This is a genomic window from Marinobacter sp. L-13 (assembly GCF_056857715.1).
Map to the genome: position 1 here is coordinate 190838 of NZ_JBSXNQ010000065.1, position 16451 is coordinate 207288.

Consider the following 16451-nt stretch of genomic DNA (forward strand, 5'->3'; position numbering starts at 1 on the left):
AGAGTATGAATTGACCAACCATTTCAGTCAAGTATTCAGCGCCGCACCTCTTCGTCGTCTCGCACGCAATCGAAATCCTCCTCGTGGAGCGGTGGCAGTTCGCCATTCTGGTATTCACTGTTCACCTTGCGCAACGCCTTGCACATATTCTCTATGCGGTCATCCACGGCATGCATGTGATCAAGCAACGAGCGCATGGCCCGTGCGACGGGGTCCGGCATTTCTTCTGTAACGCCGTATGCATCGAAGCCCATTCGCTCTTCCATCTCCTTGCGGCGGGCATCGTCTTCGCCCTGGCGTTTGACAATAACGCGGCCAGGGATACCTACAACGGTTGCTCCCTCTGGCACTGCCTTGGTAACCACCGAGTTTGAACCAATCTTGGCACCCTCGCCTACTTCAAAAGGCCCCAGAATCTTGGCGCCGGCACCAACCACCACACTGTTGCCAATCGTGGGATGCCGCTTACCCTTGTTCCAGCTGGTTCCGCCCAGCGTAACGCCCTGATAGAGGGTTACGTCGTCGCCAATCACCGTAGTCTCACCAATAACAACACCCATGCCGTGGTCGATGAAGAAGCGACGACCAATGGTTGCACCCGGATGAATCTCAATGCCGGTAAGCCAACGGGCGATCGTCGAAATGGTCCTCGCAAGCCATTTCAATCCCAAACTCCACAACCAATGGGAAAACCGATGGAAAAGCAGTGCGTGCAAACCGGGATAGTTGGTGAGCACTTCAAAGGTATTCCTGGCGGCGGGGTCCCGATGGAACACGCTGTTAATGTCTTCCCGCAAACGCTCAAACATGGCCATTGTCCTGTTCCGTCGCCGCAGTATCGGCCTCGGTTGATTTGCTGTTGTTCCGTGTGCCCGACGCTTTCTGCACAGCGGTGAGGATGCCCCGGAGGATATTGATCTCCATCTGATCAAGTCTGGCTCGCTGGAACAGCCGCCGCAAGCGCGTCATAAGCTGCCTGGGGTTCTCCCGCCGATGGAAATCAACATCGATAAGCACCTGCTCAAGATGCCCGAAGAAGCCCTCAACATCGTGGACTTTCGCCGGCGGCACATCCCATCCTTCGTCCCCGGGCCGGGTCATCGACTTTAAGTATGGGCTTCCCTCACCGCCTTCAAGGCTTCGGAGGTAATACATCCGCAATTCATAGCACATGACCTGCACCGCCATGGCCAGGTTGAGAGAGCTGTAATCGGGATTGGAGGGAATATGAATATGATAATGACAACGCTGCAGCTCATCGTTGCTGAGACCATGGTTCTCCCTGCCGAACACCATGGCCACCGGGCCACTGCCGGCGTGCTCTGCGGCCGCGGCCGCAGCCTCGGGCGGGGCGCACACCGGCCAGGGGACTTTTCTGCCCCGGGCACTGGTACCCATTACCAGAACGCAGTCGGCAAGCGCCTCATCGAGCGAAGACACCACGTGGGCGCTATCAAGCACATCTGAAGCCCCCGCCGCACGGGCGTATGAAGCCTCGTCCGGAAACGAAGACGGGTTGACCAGCCACAGGTTGCCGAGCCCCATATTTTTCATGGCACGGGCGACTGCGCCGATATTGCCTGAATGGGATGTCTCAACCAGAACGATCCGGATCTGATCCTGGAATGTTTCCGTCCCTTCCTGTGGAAGTGCGCTTTTATGCATTGTTAGCAGGCCCAAGGTTATTGATCAGGGCGGCAATGATAGCAGAAAGCAAAGGCACCCTGCCCCTCCGGAGTACCCGTAACCTCTGGTTATTCGTGCTATTGCTGAGTCAAAAAACATACAAGCGGGGAGATCTTTTGCTATGATACCCGGCCTTCACACACCCGGATAATGAACACTCAGATGCAACCAGCTATTAAAATGGCCCTGCGCGTCGCGCGTCAGGGGTCTGATTATCTGAAAGCCCATTTCGAGCGCCAGGAACCTACCGGCAAGGACGACTCAGAACGCCGTCGTCAGCTGGAACGGGTTGAGCAATCTATTTATGACAATTTTGCCGAACAGCTCGAAAAAGCCTACAAGGACCACAGCATCGCGCCCCTGAACGAAGCGGATGCCGGAACCAGCGAAAAGAGCTGGCATATTTTCCCTGTCCTGGGCCGTGAAAATTTCCTGCGGGGCATTCCGGAGTTCGCTCTGGCCCTGTCCCAGAAAAAGAATAACCGAACTGAAAACCTGCTGCTGGTTAACCCCGTTACCGGCGAGGAATACTCGGCCAGCCGAGGCCATGGTGCGGCGCTCAACAGCCGCCGCGTGCGCGCTTCGGAAATCAAGCTTCCGGAGAAAGCCGCCATCGCTACCAACCTGCTGGACCAGGCTCGAAAGAGCGAGGATCCGATGCTCTGGGGCGAAATGGCCGCTGTACTGGCCAGGGATTCCGGTATGTTCCGTACCTCCGGCTGCGTGGTGCTGGATATCGCCCGTGTGTCCGCCGGATTGATGGACGCAGCCATCATCTTCCGTCCGGAAGCAGCCGAGCTGGATCTTGGCGTCACTCTGGCCATGGAATCCGGTGCCCTGACCGGTGATTTCTCGGGCAATCCGTCCACCGGGAACGCCCGCCAGCTGGTGGTTGCAAACCCGAAGCTGTTCCGCGAAGTGCTCAAGGTCCTGCATCCGTTCCGGGGCCGTCTGCCCCGCTGAACTCCCGGGCTCTCTGAGACACAAAAAAACCGCCACATTGTGTGCAAGGCGTTTACTTTATGTGTTGCCAGGAAAACTGGCAATTTCTCGAAAGCCTCTCTATGAGCGGCCTTCAGTTATCCTGACCACCTAATTTTCTGGAAAGATATCTTTCCAGAAAATTATAAGTGACAAACGCAAAAAAGAAGAGGCGAAACAATGCGTTCCGCCTCTTCTCGATTTTGCCAGCCACACTTAAGGTAAACGCCTTGCATTGTGTGGCGGTTTTTTTATGCCCGGAAATCGGGGAACAACTACGATTACATCCGGTTCAGCCACTCCGGCGGCTGCTCTTCTTCTTCGGCATTTTCCGCGCCTTCTTTTGCCGGCACGATCAGGTCATCTCGAGACACGCCCATCACCATCAGCAGATTCGCAGACACGTATATGGAAGAGTAGGTACCGACGACCACACCAATAATCAGAGCCAGGGCGAAGTTGTTGATTGCCTCACCACCCAGGAAATACAACGCAAAAAGCACGACAAGCGTTGTCCCGGATGTATTGATGGTGCGTGCAATGGTCTGATGAATGGATTCGTTGATGATATCCCAGGGCTCACCCACACGCATTTTGCGGAAGTTCTCCCGGATGCGGTCAGCAACAACGATGGTATCGTTCAAAGAATAACCAATGACCGCAAGCAACGCAGCCAGAACGGTAAGATCGAAGGTCCACTGGAATAACGCAAATACACCCAGAACGATAATGACGTCGTGAGCCAGAGGCACCACCGAGGCAATACCGAATTTGAACTGGAAGCGCATACCCACGTAAATCAGCACCACTGCAAGGGCAATCAGCAATCCGAGGCCACTGTCCTCCTTGAGCTCCTCACCAACCTGGGAACCGACAAACTCGGAGCTTACCAATTCCAGCTCCGCGCCCCCCTCCTCGAGGGTTCGGGTAACTTCAGGTGCCAGCTGATCATTGTCAGCTTCAGCCATGCGCACCAATACCGTGGTGTCAGCCCCGAAGTTCTGAACAGAAAACTGTTCGTAGCCGGCAGCCGTCAGCCTGGAGCGGATTTCATCCAGTTCCGGAGCCTCTGCATATTCAAATTCAACAGAGGTGCCGCCGGTGAAATCCATACCCAGGTTCAAGCCACGGATGGCCAACAGCGCGATAGACACAACGATCAGCGAGATGGAAATTACGGAAGCAATCTTCCGCAAACCCATAAAATCAAACGGTTGCTTTTGATCTTCAGACATTGGCGAGCTTTCCTCCGATCGACAGCTTCTCGACCCTGCGGCCGCCGTAAATAATGTTAACGATGCTCCGGCTGACCATCAGGCCAGAGAACATCGACGTCAGAATCCCGATGCAGAGTGTCACCGCAAACCCTTTCACGGGGCCGGAACCCATTGCGAAAAGAATCACGGCAACCAGCAATGTGGTGATGTTTGCATCAAAGATGGAAACAAAGGCTCGGGAATAACCGGAGTTGATGGCCGTCTGGGGCGGCACGCCCGATTTCAGCTCTTCCTTTATCCTCTCAAAGATAAGCACGTTGGCATCCACCGCCATACCGACGGTCAGAACGATACCGGCGATGCCTGGCAGGGTCAGTGTCGCCGAGAGGATCGACATGCACGCAACGAGCAGCATCAGGTTCAGTGTCAGCGCAATGTTCGCTACCACGCCAAATCCGCGGTAGTAGACAAGCATGTAGAGCAGCACCAGCCCGAAGCCAAGCGCAACGGACATCATGCCGGCGTCTATATTTTTCTGGCCGAGGCTCGGACCAATGGTCCTCTCCTGAACAAAATACATCGGGGCGGCAAGTGCACCGGCGCGCAAGAGCAGCGCCAGTTCTGCGGCTTCCGGAATGGAATCAAGCCCGGTGATCCGGAAACTGCTGCCCAGAGCGGATTGCACTGTGGCAAGGCTGATTATGCCTTTCTCCACAACGCGGTTCTCCACCTCCTGAGGCTCGCCGTCTACCATTCTGGTTTCGGTTTCCGTGCGGTACTCGATGAACAGCACGGCCATCCTGCGGCCAATAGCATTGCGGGTGGCCCGGTTCATCAGGTCGCCACCGACGGAATCCATGGTGATATTGACCTGGGGTTGGCCGTTTTCGTCAAACGCCTGCTGGGCATTGGCCACGTTGTTACCGGTCGCGATCACCTCCTGCTCGAGGCGCGCGGTGCGCTGTGGCTGATCCCGGAAACCAAACTCCTCGGTCTCGCTGCTGGGGGCGTCCTGGCGGGCCTCCATGCGGAACTCAAGGTTCGCGGTTGCACCAAGTACGCGCTTGGCCTGTGCGGTGTCCTGTACGCCAGGCAACTCAACAATAATCCGGTCGGCACCCTGTTGTTGAACGAGGGGCTCAGCAACACCGAGCTCATTCACCCGGTTACGGATCGTTGTGAGGTTCTGCTCCAGAGCATAGTCCTGAATCGCAGTGACCTCAGCCTCGGAGAGCGTCAGGACGAGGAGGAATTCATCACCCTCGGTCTGCTCATCGAGAAGGAATTCGTTGTACTGGTCACGCACCATGTTGAACGCTTCGGTGCGGGAGGCTTCATCACGAAAGCTGAGAACGATCTCGCGGTTATCCTGAACATCTCCGCCACGATAGCGGATCCGCTCTTCCCGCAACTCCCGCTTGATCTGGCCAGACATGGCATCCAGACGCTGGCTGACTGCGGTTTCCATGTCGACTTCCAACAGGAAGTGGACACCGCCACGAAGGTCCAGACCCAGCTTCATCGGGCCGGCACCCAGGCTCTTCAGCCAACCGGGCGTGGAGGCGGCCATATTCAGTGCAACCAGGTATTCGTTTCCAAGAGCAGCCTGCACCAGGGGACGGGCCTGCAATTGGTCTTCAGAGTTGGTGAGACGGATCAGAGCATCCCGATCCTGAAGAGTACTGCTTTTCACCTCGATGCCCCGGCTTTCCAGCACACCAACGGCCCTGTCGAGCACACCGGCATTCACCGCGGTGCTACTGCGGGCGCCGGTAATCTGGATGGCGTAGTCGTCGGGGAAGAGGTTGGGCAAAGCGTAGATAAACCCGATCACGAGCGCGACCAGGATAACCAGGTTTTTCCAAAGCGGATACTTGTTCAGCATGGGATCCCTTGTAGCCGGCCTAGCGGCCAGACTTGGTGTTTCAGCCAGGAAGATTCAAACCGGCCACCAGGGATGGCCGGCTAAATGGCCCCCGCTCAGATGTCCTTGAGCGTGCCCTTCGGCAGCGCCGCAGCAACGGCTACTTTCTGGACCTTGATCTCTACGTTGTCAGCAACTTCCACAACGATGAAATCGTCAGTCACCTTGGTAATTTTGCCGGCAACACCACCAGAGGTCACAACTTCATCACCTTTATTCAGGCCGGACATCAGAGCCTTGTGCTCTTTCGCACGCTTGGACTGCGGGCGCCAGATCAGGAAGTAGAAAATCAGGATGAAGCCGGCGAAAAAGATCACCTGGCCCATAACACCCATTCCCTGAGCAGCCGGGTCCTGCGCCATGGCAAGAGCAGGCATCAGAGCCAAAAGGCCGGCAACGAGCATTTTAATAGCTTTCATTGAATATCTCCGTTGGTTTAGCGAATAGATCAAACATTGCCCAGGGGCGGAACGGTCTCTCCGCGCAGAGCATAGAAGTCGGTTACAAAGTCCGACAATGTACCTGCTTCAATGGCCCCACGCAATCCAGCCATCAGGTTCTGGTAGAACCGGAGGTTGTGGATGGTATTCAGTTGTGAGCCAAGCATTTCTCCACATTTATCCAGATGATGGAGATAACTTCTCGAAAAATTCTTACAGGTATAACAGTCGCAGCGATCGTCCAGCGGCGCGGTGTCATGACGGTGCCGGGCATTGCGGATTTTTACGATCCCGGTTGACGTAAATAGATAGCCATTCCTGGCATTGCGGGTAGGCATTACACAGTCGAACATGTCGACACCGCGACGTACCGCCTCGACGAGATCTTCCGGCCGGCCCACGCCCATCAGGTACCGCGGCTTGTCTTCCGGCATTTTCGGCGGCAAGTGGTCGAGAATCCGGATCATGTCTTCCTTGGGCTCGCCAACCGACAGACCGCCAATGGCGTAGCCATCGAAGCCGATCTCTGTAAGCCCTTCCAGAGAGCGGTCCCTCAGGCCTTCGTACATACCGCCCTGAACGATGCCGAACAACGCCGCAGGATTCCCCTCGTGGGCATCTTTGCTCCGTTGCGCCCATCGCAGCGACAGTTCCATGGAATCTTTTGCCTGACGCTCGGTGGCCGGATAAGGCGTACACTCGTCAAATATCATAACGATGTCCGACCCGAGATCCCGCTGCACCTGGATCGCAATCTCCGGTGACAGCTCCACCGGCGAACCATCTACCGGAGAACGGAAGGTAACCCCGTCCTCGGTGATCTTGCGCATCTCACCCAGACTGAACACCTGGAAACCGCCGGAGTCGGTCAGGATAGGCCCATGCCATTGTGTGAAATCGTGAAGGTCGCCATGGGCCTTGACCACCTCAGTACCGGGCCGAAGCATCAGGTGAAAGGTGTTCCCCAGAATGATTTCAGCACCGATTTCGTGGATATCGCGGGGCAGCATACCCTTGACCGTGCCGTAAGTGCCGACAGGCATGAACGCGGGGGTCTCAACGGTTCCGCGGGGAAACGTCAGCCGGCCACGGCGGGCGCGCCCATCCTCGCCCAGTTTTTCGAACGACATGAAACAGGTTTGTGTCACAAAGCCTCCCCGGCATTATCGTTACCGGCTTCATTGGATTCCACGGTCGCCCCGAGCAACATGCCCCGGCTGGGTTCCTGACCGTTGATAAACATGGCGTCACCGTAACTGAAAAAGCGGTAGCGTTCCTTTACCGCTTCCCGGTAGGCCGACATGACGTTGTCATAGCCGGCAAACGCGCTGACCAACATGATCAGGGTGGATTCCGGCAAATGGAAGTTGGTGATCAGGGCATCCACGGTCTGAAACCGGTAACCCGGGTAAATGAAGATGTCGGTCTCGCCCGTGAACGCCCTCAGGCGACCACCACGGCTGGCCGACTCAAGGGAACGAACCGACGTGGTACCTACGGCAACCACACGCCCTCCCCTTGCACGGGTTCGTTCGATGGCGTCGACGGCATCCTGGGGAACGTTCACCACCTCACTGTGCATGGTGTGATCCTCGATTTTATCGACCCGTACCGGCTGGAATGTGCCGGCACCGACGTGCAGGGTCACAAAGGCACTTTCAATGCCGCAGGCGGCCAGTTTCTCCAGCAAGCCCTCATCGAAATGCAGACCCGCCGTGGGGGCGGCTACGGCGCCTGCTTCCCGGGCGTAAACGGTCTGGTAGCGTTCCCGATCGGTGGATTCGTCCGGACGGTCCACATAGGGCGGCAGTGGCATGTGGCCAATCCGCTCGAGCACCTCAAGCACTGGCTCCTCAGACTCACAGACGAGATGAAACAGCGCTTCGTCCCGCCCCGCCATTCTCAAAGAAGTGCCATCCTCAAGGATAACCTTCTGCCCCTGTTTCAATGCTTTTGAGGCTCGAACATGGGCGATGATGTCATGTTCTCCGGTTACCCGCTCAACCAGAACTTCTACCTGCCCACCGGTCTCCTTCTTGCCAAAAAGGCGCGCAGGGATCACCCGGGTGTTGTTAAACACCAGCAAGTCGCCGGGTTGAAGCAGCTCAGGGAGTTCACTGAATATTCGGTGGTCAAGCTTGCCAGAGAGGCCGTCGAGACAAAGCAGCCTGGACGCGCTGCGATCCTTGAGTGGATAGCGGGCGATCAATTCGTCCGGCAGGTCAAAATGAAAATCGGAGACATTCATGGAATGGACTGTTAACGACGCCGAAGAAAAGAAGATGGTAGCGGCGGGCGGACTCGAACCGCCACGGGTTTTACCCCAACGGATTTTGAATCCGTCGTGTCTACCAATTTCACCACGCCGCCATCGGAGAGTGTTGGGGATTATACTGAGCTAAATCGCGAAAGCAATAAGCCAGCGGACACAACTGCCCGCCGGCTCAGAGTTTTACAATCGATCGAACAGTGACAGCTGCGAAACCTGGGCAAACGACTGCTGGGCCGCCTGCAACACGAAGCTCTGGAAACTCAGGGTGCTGATGGCCTCTGCGTAGTCCACATCCTGCAGCTGGGACCGTATTTCATTGCTGTAGACCGACGAATCCTCCAGGAATGACTTGGTCGATTCCACCGCGTTCATCCGGCCTCCCAACTCGGTCTGTTTAAGGATGATGCTCTCCTGGGCGTTGTCCAGGTTGATCAGGGAATTGGCGATCAGGTCATCGTAATCAGCCTGCCCGCCCGGGCTGCTCTTGTCGATGTTTTCCAAACCATAGACAAGCTTTTCGATTGTTGTGAAAACCGACTGCTTTTCGGCCGTTTTCAAAACAAAATCGAATCCGCCCGTTTCTTCAGCGTTGTAAAGCTCCACCTGCGCTCCGGCGACCTGGATAGTCATCCCATCGGAAAAGGAAACGGGGGGCGTCGGCTCAGTCAGAGGGATAAGAACATTTGTTTGTCGATTTCTCGCCGTTATGGTGCCATCTGCAGCCACACTGACAACTATGTCGTCAGGAAAAACACTGGAAAACGCTGCTTCATCAACCACCATTCCTGAGGAAATACGGGCGTTCGCACTGCTCCCTGACGCTACTTCAGCAAAAAAAGTAGGCTCTGAAGCCGGCACATCAACAAAGATGCCTCTACCATGATCACTGATCGGGACAGTTACACCATCGTCGATTTCCAGCATCCGCTGTCCCTGATCACCCTGGTAAACCCAGTCACCCGACACGTTTTGCGCAAATGGCTGGGTGTTACCCTGAAAGCCGCTAAAAATGTACTCACCTGACGCATCACGGGTGTTGGCAATATTTGCTAGCTGGCCAAGCCTTTCTTTGAGTTCCGAGGCAATAGACCTCCTATCATTAGCTGACAGCGATCCATTCCCAGCCTGCACAGTCAGCTCGCGCACTCGCTGAATCACATCCACAGAACTTTCCAGCGCGCTCTCCTCCTGCTGCAGCCGGTTATCCGCGAGATTCACATTGCGTTGGTAAGTCTCAACTCGGGAGAGTTCCTGATCAAGCTTCAAGATCCGCGCCGCAGCAACCGGGTCGTCGGACGGCTTGTTCACCCGCTGGCCGGTGGAGATCTGTTGCTGAGTGTTATTAAGGCCAGCATTCAGCTCCTGAAGCCGGTTAATACCACCCGAAAAAATCTGCTGTGATGAAATTCTAATCATGTCACATCACCTCAACGTTACCGGAAACTCTGTAACAGGGTATTGAAAAGGTCCTGAGCCACCGACATCACCTGGGCCGAGGCATTGTAGGCGGCCTGATACTGGATCAGGCGGCCGGCTTCTTCATCCAGGTTGACTCCGGATACCGATTCCCGCTGGTTGGTTGACTGCTCCAGCAGGGTTTTGCCGGCATCCACGTCCAGTTGGCTTTGGCGAGTTTTGACGCCAACATCCTCGACCAAGCCAGCATACCCCTCGGCGAAATTTTGAGTGCTGTTGTTCAGAGTATTTGCCGTTCCGAGCGCTGCAAGGAGTTCAGCGTTCCGGTTGTCCGAAACCCCACCACTGTTGAAACTGATGGTAAATACATCGCCCGCACCAGGCTGTCCACTTATCTGAAACTGAAATCCCTGATACGCGCTCCCGGCCGACGGATCCTCGGAGAACAGAGCGTTGGTCACACCAGAGTTGAATACCTGATCTGTCGGGCCTAATGAAACACCATTTGAATCGGTGATTGTGTACGTTAATTGAGAGCCGTTATCTTCAAAAGTAACGGTCAATGGGCCATTAGCTAAATCGCCAGGGGTTTGAAAACCCGGCAATAGCGAATTGGTGTTAGGGTTGCGGACATTAAGCATCGTGCCTTGATCAATTTGCCCCGTGCCAACATTCCCAAGATCTGCTTCTGCCCGGACAGGACTGGCGAAGGCCAAATCTTCTTCCCGATTAACCACCAGCCCAATATTTCCAGCGCCATTTCGGCTTGGCTGAATCGAATATTTATCGCCGGGATAAAAATCCCCACCCTCGATCTTGATATCAAAACCCGGCATCGAAATTTCAGACTGCACAGGATTCGGCAACCTACCCTGTTTTATTGCCTCACCGGTTGACTCATCCACCAGTTCAAAGTTGCGACCATCCCCACTGAACTGCAAGGTGTAACTACCAGCAGCTAGGGCAGAACTATCCGTGATCTCCACAGCAAGCTGACCGGTTTGCGGCGATTGGTTGTTGCCATTCGCAGTCACCCTTCCGCGTTGTACTGCCTCAGAATTTATATCAACGAAAAAGCGGCCACCCAGCTCACCCTCAAGATCCATACCTATTTCATGCTGGCTGTTGACGGCATCTGAAACTGCAATGGCGATTCGCCCCAACTCATCAAAAGCAGGTTTTAATCCTTCAGTATCGAAACGTCGCAAGCCACCGAGTTTTCCGCCCTGAATCTGATCGTCAATGTTCACGATCCGACTACCGTTGCTAAGGGTAAAAGACAGCCGAGTCGGATCCTGAGCACTCTCACCAGTTCCTAAACTAGCGGCATTCCCGCCAGTGACAAGAGATTGCCCATTCCCCAGAGAGACATTGACCTGGCTACCCTCGGTAGGGCTAACCTTGATAGCCACAAGCTCTGACAACTGACGCAGTTTCTCGTCCCGCTTGTCCAGCAGTTCGTTGGGCATTTGCCCCTGGGCAATGCCCGGTGATTCTGAGATCGCCAGGTTCAGTTCCGCAATGCTCTTGAGCAGGGTATTGGCATCCTTCACGCCCTGCTGCATCTGGGTCTTGATGGATTCCCGCTGCTGAATGAATTCCTGGTTAAGGGCCTGGAACCGGTTAACAACCTGTTGCGCCTCGCTCAGAACCAGTTGGCGCTGTGGCAGAGACGTCGGATCCTCGGCTGCGTTCTGAAGGCTGGCAAAAAAGTTGTTCAAGGCATTGCTCAGGCCCGTGTTTTCGCCCCCCAGAAGGTTATCAAGCCTCGAAAGCTCGGAGTTGAGGGCTTGCTGCTCGCCATACAGCGTGCTGTCTTCCCGCACCTGCTGAACCAGGTATTCATTGGCCAGGCGGCGAATGTCCGCAACGCTTACGCCGCTACCAATGGTGCCGGCGCCAGTGCGCTGACCTTCCTGGGTTTCAAACAGCACTTCCTGGCGACTGTAACCAGGCGTATTGGCGTTGGTTATATTGTTGCCTGTGGTATTCAGCGCAGCCTGTTGACTGAGGATGCCGGTCAGACCAATGCCTATCAGCCCTGCCATAAGGTTTACTCCTTCATCCCGTCACTGCCCATGGACAGTGTCATCAGTGAGTCACGGTTCATGATCTGGCGGATCTTGCTGCCGTAGTTGGGGTCGGTGGCGTAGCCGGCTTCCTGGAGTTTCTCCGCAAACACTTCAGGCCTGTCCGCCGCCGACAGCACGTCCCGGTAACGGGGGTTGGATTCGAGGAACGAAACATAGTCCCGGAAGCTGGATTCATAATCCTGGTAGGCCCGGAAACTGGCCTGCTCTTTCATGGGCAGACCCTCGCGGTATTCTGTGGTGGTGAGGGAAACGGCATTACCCTTCCACCGGCTATCCGCTTTGATACCAAAGAGGTTAAAGCTTGGCTCGCCCTGCTCCCCCCGGATCATATGCCGGCCCCAGCCGGTTTCCAGGGCCGCCTGGGCCACCATCAGTTTTGGGTCGATGCCGGTATCCCGGCTGATTCGCTCCGCTACCGGAAGCAAGGCACTCACGAAATGCTCCGGCGAATCGAACCGGTCCGGCAATTCGGACACGTTTTTTTCCGGGGCCGCAGTAAACCCTTGCGCCACCAAAGCGACTTTCTGAACCTGCCCGGGCAAGCTTGCCGAAAGCGCCGGCATACGCCGGTCATAATCCGCGAGGGAAGCCTTGTGGCCAGCCAGCTTATCGCCTTCACTGTCCAGGCCAGGAATTTGTTGGCTCAGTTGCCGGACCAGCGCCTCGGCGAGACCGGTTCCCTGCCCGCCGGCCATGGTCAGACTCACCTGGTTATCAAACATATCGCGATACAGATCCGACTGATTGCTTTTCAGGAAATTACCTTCGGAAAGCACGTCACCGGCCTTGCGCATGGACTTCAGCATCTCAGAAAGGAACAGGCTCTCGAACTGGCGTGCCACCTCTTCCAGCGCCGCCCTCTTGTCCGTCCGGGCCTGCGTTTTCAGCGCGTTCAGCCCGCTGAAATCGGTATATACCCGGGCCTGCTGAAGCGAATAGTCCTGCATCATGCCGCCTAGATAACAATCAGCTCGGCACGCAGCGCACCAGCCTGTTTAAGAGCTTCAAGTACCGCCATAACGTCCCCCGGAGCGGCACCCACCTGGTTCACCGCCTGAACAATCTCGTTCAGCGTGACAGCCGGACCAAACCTGAACATCCTGGCAGGCTCCTCGGTGATTGCAATCTGGGTATCGGGCTCAAGGGCTGTGTCGCCGCCGGCAAACGGATTAGGCTGTACCACCGCGGGATTTTCCTGAATGGTCACCGTCAGGTTGCCGTGGGTTACCGCTGCCGGGCTGACTTTGACATTCTGGCCGACCACGATGGTTCCGGTCCGGCTGTTGATCACCACTTTGGCGGCATCCTGGGCCGGGTCGACTTCAATGTTTTCAAGTATCGAAAGAAAGCTTACCCGCTGGGACGGATCCCGCGGCGCACGCACGGAAACCGAGGTGGCATCGTGGGCATAGGCCATGTCCGGGCCCAGACGATCATTCACCGCCTCAACCACCCGGCGAGCAGTCGTGAAATCCGGTCGCAGGAGATGAACGGTAATGGTGTCGCCCTCCGTAAACGGCGACAAGACCTCACGCTCGATGGTGGCGCCATTCGGGATACGGCCAACGCTGGGAATATTCACGGTAATCCTGGAACCATCCAACCCCTGGGCACCGAAGCCGCCAACCACCAGGCTGCCCTGGGCCACGGCATAAACCTTGTTGTCAGCGCCCTTCAGCGGAGTCATCAGCAAAGTGCCGCCGCGCAGGCTGTCTGCATTGCCAATGGAGGAAACCGTAATATCTATCTCCTGCCCGGCCTTGGCAAACGGTGGCAATGTGGCACTCACGGTTACCGCTGCAATATTGGTGAGTTTCGGGTTAACGCCCTCAGGCAAGGTAATACCGAACTGGTTCATCATGTTCCGGAAGGTCTGATTGGTGAACGGTGCCTTGTCGCCGGTTCCGTCAAGACCAACCACGAGTCCGTAGCCCACCAACTGGTTGTTCCTTACCCCTTTGATCCGGGACAGGTCCTTCAGCCGGTCCGCCATCACCGGTGCCGCACCCACCGTCAGGGCAAGTATCCAGACAAGAAAACGCCGCACGCTCATAGCAGCCACCACTCACTGTTAAAGAAACGGGCAAGCCAGCCCATCTGGTTGGCCTGGTCGAAGTCACCGGTACCGCCATAGGCGATACGGGCATCGGCAATACGGTTTGAGGCAACGGAATTGTCCGGCTGGATATCCCGGGGGCGAACCAGTCCGGTCAGACGGATGTACTCTTCACCATTGGTCAGCGACAGCCACTTTTCGCCCCGGATCCGCAACACGCCATTGGGCAGCACTTCAGTGACCGAGACGGTGATGCTGCCAGCAAGGCTGTTGCTCTGATCCGCGTCGGCCCTGGTTTTAAAATCGCGCTCATTGTTCAGTGACGTGCCGATCCCGAAGTTGCTCTTGCCCAGAATGTTTGGCTCCGGCAACTTGATTTCGTTATCCTTGATGATACGGGTGTCAGCATTCTTGCTGGCACGGGTGGACTCCTGGAGGGTCACTGTCAGTACATCACCCACGTTGAGCGCGACGGTATCCCCGTAAAAGTTATAGTTTCGGGAGACCTGGTAAATCGAACCAGACGCCCTGTCCCTCTGCATCATGGCCTGAGGGCGCACCGGTGCAAACTCGGGGTCATCCGGAATCGCCCGGGGCCGGCTCATGGCCGTGCAACCCTGTAGTAGGATCAGTACCACTAAGGTCGCCAGGGTACTGGCGCCCCGGTTTGTCCGGCTGGATGTCATCGGATTCACGACCTCACCTCTGGCGGCATTAGCCAATGTTGTTGGTAATGAACTGCAGCATCTGATCCGCTGTGGAAACCACTTTCGAGTTCATCTCGTAGGCGCGCTGGGTGGTAATCATGTTCACCAGTTCTTCCACGACCTCCACGTTGGAGGCCTCCAGGGAACCCTGTTCAATGGTGCCAAGCCCGAGCAGACCCGCCTGCCCCTCTATGGGGTTCCCGCTGGAAATGGTTTCCTTGAACAGGTTGTTTCCGATGGCCTGCAACCCCTGGGGATTGATGAAATCCACCAGGGTGATCTGGCCAACGTTCACCGGCGCTGCCTGGTCGTCCGTTATCGCCGTGACCGTGCCGTCGGTGCCAATGGTGATATTGGTGGCGTTATTGGGAACATTGATGGCCGGCTCCAGAAGGTACCCGTCCGGATTGACCACATCGCCGTTGACGTTCAGCTGGAACTGACCGTCCCGGGTGTAGGCAATCTGGCCATCCGGCAGCAGAATCTGCAGAAACCCCCGGCCGTTAATGGCCATGTCCAGCGGCTGCTCGGTAATCTGAAGGTTGCCCTGGGAGAACTGCTTGACCGTGCCCACAACCCGGACACCCGTACCCAGTTGCAGTCCGGAGGGCAGTTCGGAGTTCTGGGTGCTCAGGCCACCGGGTTGCCGGTTGATCTGGTACAGGAGGTCCTGGAAGACCGCCTTGTCCCGTTTGAAGCCGGTGGTGTTGACGTTGGCCAGGTTGTTGGAAATGGTGGACATGTTGATGTCCTGTGCGCTCAAACCGGTCTTGCTGACCCAAAGTGCTGGATTCATGCTGCTTACTCCATACCGGGGGGGGCAATCAGGCGGCCAGTTTTTGCCGCTTCAGGCCCGCCAGGCCACTGTGTTCGGTCGTTACTTAAAGGTTCTGCAACAGCCGTGCCGTTGCTTCGGAATTCTCGTTAGCGGTGGTCATTACCTTCACCTGCATTTCGTATTGCCGGGAAAGCTGCAGATTGGAAATCATCTCTTCCACCGCATTCACGTTGGAGCTCTCAAGAAACCCCGAGACCACTCTGAGGTTTGCATCCGGGGGCTCAGGACCATCGATTGCCTGGTCCGGTTTGCGGCGCACATGTCCGTCGAGGCCCTTCTCCAGAGCATCCGGTGGCGGGTTGACCAGCTTCATACGATCCACCTCAACCAACTGATTCGGCGGGCCGCCAACAGGAATAACAGAAATCGTGCCATCAGCGCCGATTTGCACGTTGTCGAAAGGCGGCAGTGCAACCGGTCCACCATTACCAAGCACAAGCTCACCAGTGCCCAGGCGCACCAGACCATTCACATCGATCTGAAGACTACCGCTGCGGGTAAACACCTCTTCGCCCTGATCATTCTGGATGGCAAGCCACCCTTCACCTTCAACCGCCACATCCAGTTTGCGGCCGGTATCGATAAGGGCGCCTGCGGAAAGGTCTGTGCCGGGTCGTTCTGTCATGGCATAGGCCCGGGTGGGATGGAATTCCCCAAAGACAGGCATGCTACGTGCCTGGGAGAAGTCCTTCTTGAAGCCGGTGGTGCTGACATTCGCCAGATTGTTGGCATGGGCTTGCTGGGCCAGCATGTTCTGCTTGGCGCCAGACATACCGATGTAGAGGGCTTTGTCCATGGGAAAACTCCTGCCGGAATTTTGA

15 protein-coding genes and 1 tRNA gene are annotated in these 16451 nt (G+C 56.3%); 1 reads left to right on the forward strand and 15 read right to left on the reverse strand.

What is annotated here, in order from left to right; genetic code table 11:
- Nucleotides 1–35: 35 nt before the first annotated feature.
- Nucleotides 36–809, reverse strand: a complete 774-nt coding sequence (cysE, locus tag AC13DD_RS18470) for a serine O-acetyltransferase (RefSeq protein ID WP_053115569.1) — start codon at nucleotides 807–809, stop codon at nucleotides 36–38.
- Nucleotides 802–1665, reverse strand: coding sequence for a tRNA (cytosine(32)/uridine(32)-2'-O)-methyltransferase TrmJ (gene trmJ, locus AC13DD_RS18475; RefSeq protein WP_075267705.1), 864 nt, complete (start codon nucleotides 1663–1665; stop codon nucleotides 802–804). Before trmJ ends, cysE begins: the two co-directional genes overlap by 8 nt.
- A 183-nt stretch (nucleotides 1666–1848) precedes the next feature.
- Between trmJ and AC13DD_RS18480 the strand changes: the two genes are divergently transcribed.
- Nucleotides 1849–2649, forward strand: a complete 801-nt coding sequence (locus tag AC13DD_RS18480) for an inositol monophosphatase family protein (protein ID WP_053115017.1) — start codon at nucleotides 1849–1851, stop codon at nucleotides 2647–2649.
- 299 nt (nucleotides 2650–2948) lie between these two features.
- Here the strand turns inward: AC13DD_RS18480 and secF are convergent, their stop codons facing one another.
- The 13 genes from secF to AC13DD_RS18545 all read right to left on the reverse strand — a co-directional run bounded on the left by secF (nucleotide 2949) and on the right by AC13DD_RS18545 (nucleotide 16426).
- Entirely contained in the window at nucleotides 2949–3902 is a 954-nt protein-coding gene (gene secF / locus AC13DD_RS18485; protein WP_053115016.1) for a protein translocase subunit SecF, read from the reverse strand.
- Nucleotides 3895–5769, reverse strand: a complete 1875-nt coding sequence (secD, locus tag AC13DD_RS18490; protein WP_092032821.1) for a protein translocase subunit SecD — start codon at nucleotides 5767–5769, stop codon at nucleotides 3895–3897. Before secD ends, secF begins: the two co-directional genes overlap by 8 nt.
- Nucleotides 5770–5864: 95 nt before the next feature.
- A complete protein-coding gene (yajC, locus tag AC13DD_RS18495) occupies nucleotides 5865–6227 on the reverse strand; it encodes a preprotein translocase subunit YajC (protein WP_053115014.1) in 363 nt (120 codons plus the stop codon).
- A 29-nt stretch (nucleotides 6228–6256) separates the two neighbouring features.
- Nucleotides 6257–7378, reverse strand: coding sequence for a tRNA guanosine(34) transglycosylase Tgt (tgt, locus tag AC13DD_RS18500; protein ID WP_053115568.1), 1122 nt, complete (start codon nucleotides 7376–7378; stop codon nucleotides 6257–6259).
- 14 nt (nucleotides 7379–7392) lie between these two features.
- Nucleotides 7393–8496 carry a tRNA preQ1(34) S-adenosylmethionine ribosyltransferase-isomerase QueA gene (gene queA / locus AC13DD_RS18505; RefSeq protein WP_053115013.1) on the reverse strand — a complete coding sequence of 368 codons (1104 nt, stop codon included), beginning with the start codon at nucleotides 8494–8496 and terminating at the stop codon, nucleotides 7393–7395.
- A 35-nt stretch (nucleotides 8497–8531) separates the two neighbouring features.
- Nucleotides 8532–8618, reverse strand: a tRNA-Leu gene (locus AC13DD_RS18510).
- Nucleotides 8619–8700: 82 nt separating this feature from the next.
- Nucleotides 8701–9936 carry a flagellar hook-associated protein FlgL gene (flgL, locus tag AC13DD_RS18515; protein ID WP_482931568.1) on the reverse strand — a complete coding sequence of 412 codons (1236 nt, stop codon included), beginning with the start codon at nucleotides 9934–9936 and terminating at the stop codon, nucleotides 8701–8703.
- A gap of 17 nt (nucleotides 9937–9953) precedes the next feature.
- Nucleotides 9954–11984 (reverse strand): flagellar hook-associated protein FlgK, encoded by a 2031-nt coding sequence (gene flgK / locus AC13DD_RS18520; protein WP_482931569.1) that lies wholly within the window; start codon nucleotides 11982–11984, stop codon nucleotides 9954–9956.
- A 5-nt stretch (nucleotides 11985–11989) separates the two neighbouring features.
- Nucleotides 11990–12976 carry a flagellar assembly peptidoglycan hydrolase FlgJ gene (flgJ, locus tag AC13DD_RS18525; protein WP_273156558.1) on the reverse strand — a complete coding sequence of 329 codons (987 nt, stop codon included), beginning with the start codon at nucleotides 12974–12976 and terminating at the stop codon, nucleotides 11990–11992.
- 8 nt (nucleotides 12977–12984) lie between these two features.
- Nucleotides 12985–14082: a flagellar basal body P-ring protein FlgI gene (locus AC13DD_RS18530; protein WP_053115009.1), complete on the reverse strand. Its 1098-nt coding sequence runs from the start codon at nucleotides 14080–14082 to the stop codon at nucleotides 12985–12987.
- Nucleotides 14079–14771: a flagellar basal body L-ring protein FlgH gene (flgH, locus tag AC13DD_RS18535; protein WP_011784617.1), complete on the reverse strand. Its 693-nt coding sequence runs from the start codon at nucleotides 14769–14771 to the stop codon at nucleotides 14079–14081. Before flgH ends, AC13DD_RS18530 begins: the two co-directional genes overlap by 4 nt.
- 28 nt (nucleotides 14772–14799) lie before the next feature.
- Complete coding sequence (gene flgG / locus AC13DD_RS18540) at nucleotides 14800–15588, reverse strand: flagellar basal-body rod protein FlgG (RefSeq protein ID WP_011784616.1); 789 nt, start codon at nucleotides 15586–15588, stop codon at nucleotides 14800–14802.
- An 85-nt stretch (nucleotides 15589–15673) separates the two neighbouring features.
- Entirely contained in the window at nucleotides 15674–16426 is a 753-nt protein-coding gene (locus AC13DD_RS18545) for a flagellar basal body rod protein FlgF (RefSeq protein ID WP_053115008.1), read from the reverse strand.
- Between the last annotated feature and the right edge of the window lie 25 nt (nucleotides 16427–16451).

Excerpts from the sequence above, each read along its gene's own strand:
- cysE (WP_053115569.1), bottom strand. The coding sequence starts at position 809 with ATGTTTGAGCGTTTGCGGGAAGACATTAACAGCGTGTTCCATCGGGAC.
- trmJ (WP_075267705.1), bottom strand. The coding sequence starts at position 1,665 with ATGCATAAAAGCGCACTTCCACAGGAAGGGACGGAAACATTCCAGGAT.
- AC13DD_RS18480 (WP_053115017.1), top strand. The coding sequence starts at position 1,849 with ATGCAACCAGCTATTAAAATGGCCCTGCGCGTCGCGCGTCAGGGGTCT.
- secF (WP_053115016.1), bottom strand. The coding sequence starts at position 3,902 with ATGTCTGAAGATCAAAAGCAACCGTTTGATTTTATGGGTTTGCGGAAG.
- secD (WP_092032821.1), bottom strand. The coding sequence starts at position 5,769 with ATGCTGAACAAGTATCCGCTTTGGAAAAACCTGGTTATCCTGGTCGCG.
- yajC (WP_053115014.1), bottom strand. The coding sequence starts at position 6,227 with ATGAAAGCTATTAAAATGCTCGTTGCCGGCCTTTTGGCTCTGATGCCT.
- tgt (WP_053115568.1), bottom strand. The coding sequence starts at position 7,378 with ATGTCGTTCGAAAAACTGGGCGAGGATGGGCGCGCCCGCCGTGGCCGG.
- queA (WP_053115013.1), bottom strand. The coding sequence starts at position 8,496 with ATGAATGTCTCCGATTTTCATTTTGACCTGCCGGACGAATTGATCGCC.
- flgL (WP_482931568.1), bottom strand. The coding sequence starts at position 9,936 with ATGATTAGAATTTCATCACAGCAGATTTTTTCGGGTGGTATTAACCGG.
- flgK (WP_482931569.1), bottom strand. The coding sequence starts at position 11,984 with ATGGCAGGGCTGATAGGCATTGGTCTGACCGGCATCCTCAGTCAACAG.
- flgJ (WP_273156558.1), bottom strand. The coding sequence starts at position 12,976 with ATGCAGGACTATTCGCTTCAGCAGGCCCGGGTATATACCGATTTCAGC.
- AC13DD_RS18530 (WP_053115009.1), bottom strand. The coding sequence starts at position 14,082 with ATGAGCGTGCGGCGTTTTCTTGTCTGGATACTTGCCCTGACGGTGGGT.
- flgH (WP_011784617.1), bottom strand. The coding sequence starts at position 14,771 with ATGACATCCAGCCGGACAAACCGGGGCGCCAGTACCCTGGCGACCTTA.
- flgG (WP_011784616.1), bottom strand. The coding sequence starts at position 15,588 with ATGAATCCAGCACTTTGGGTCAGCAAGACCGGTTTGAGCGCACAGGAC.
- AC13DD_RS18545 (WP_053115008.1), bottom strand. The coding sequence starts at position 16,426 with ATGGACAAAGCCCTCTACATCGGTATGTCTGGCGCCAAGCAGAACATG.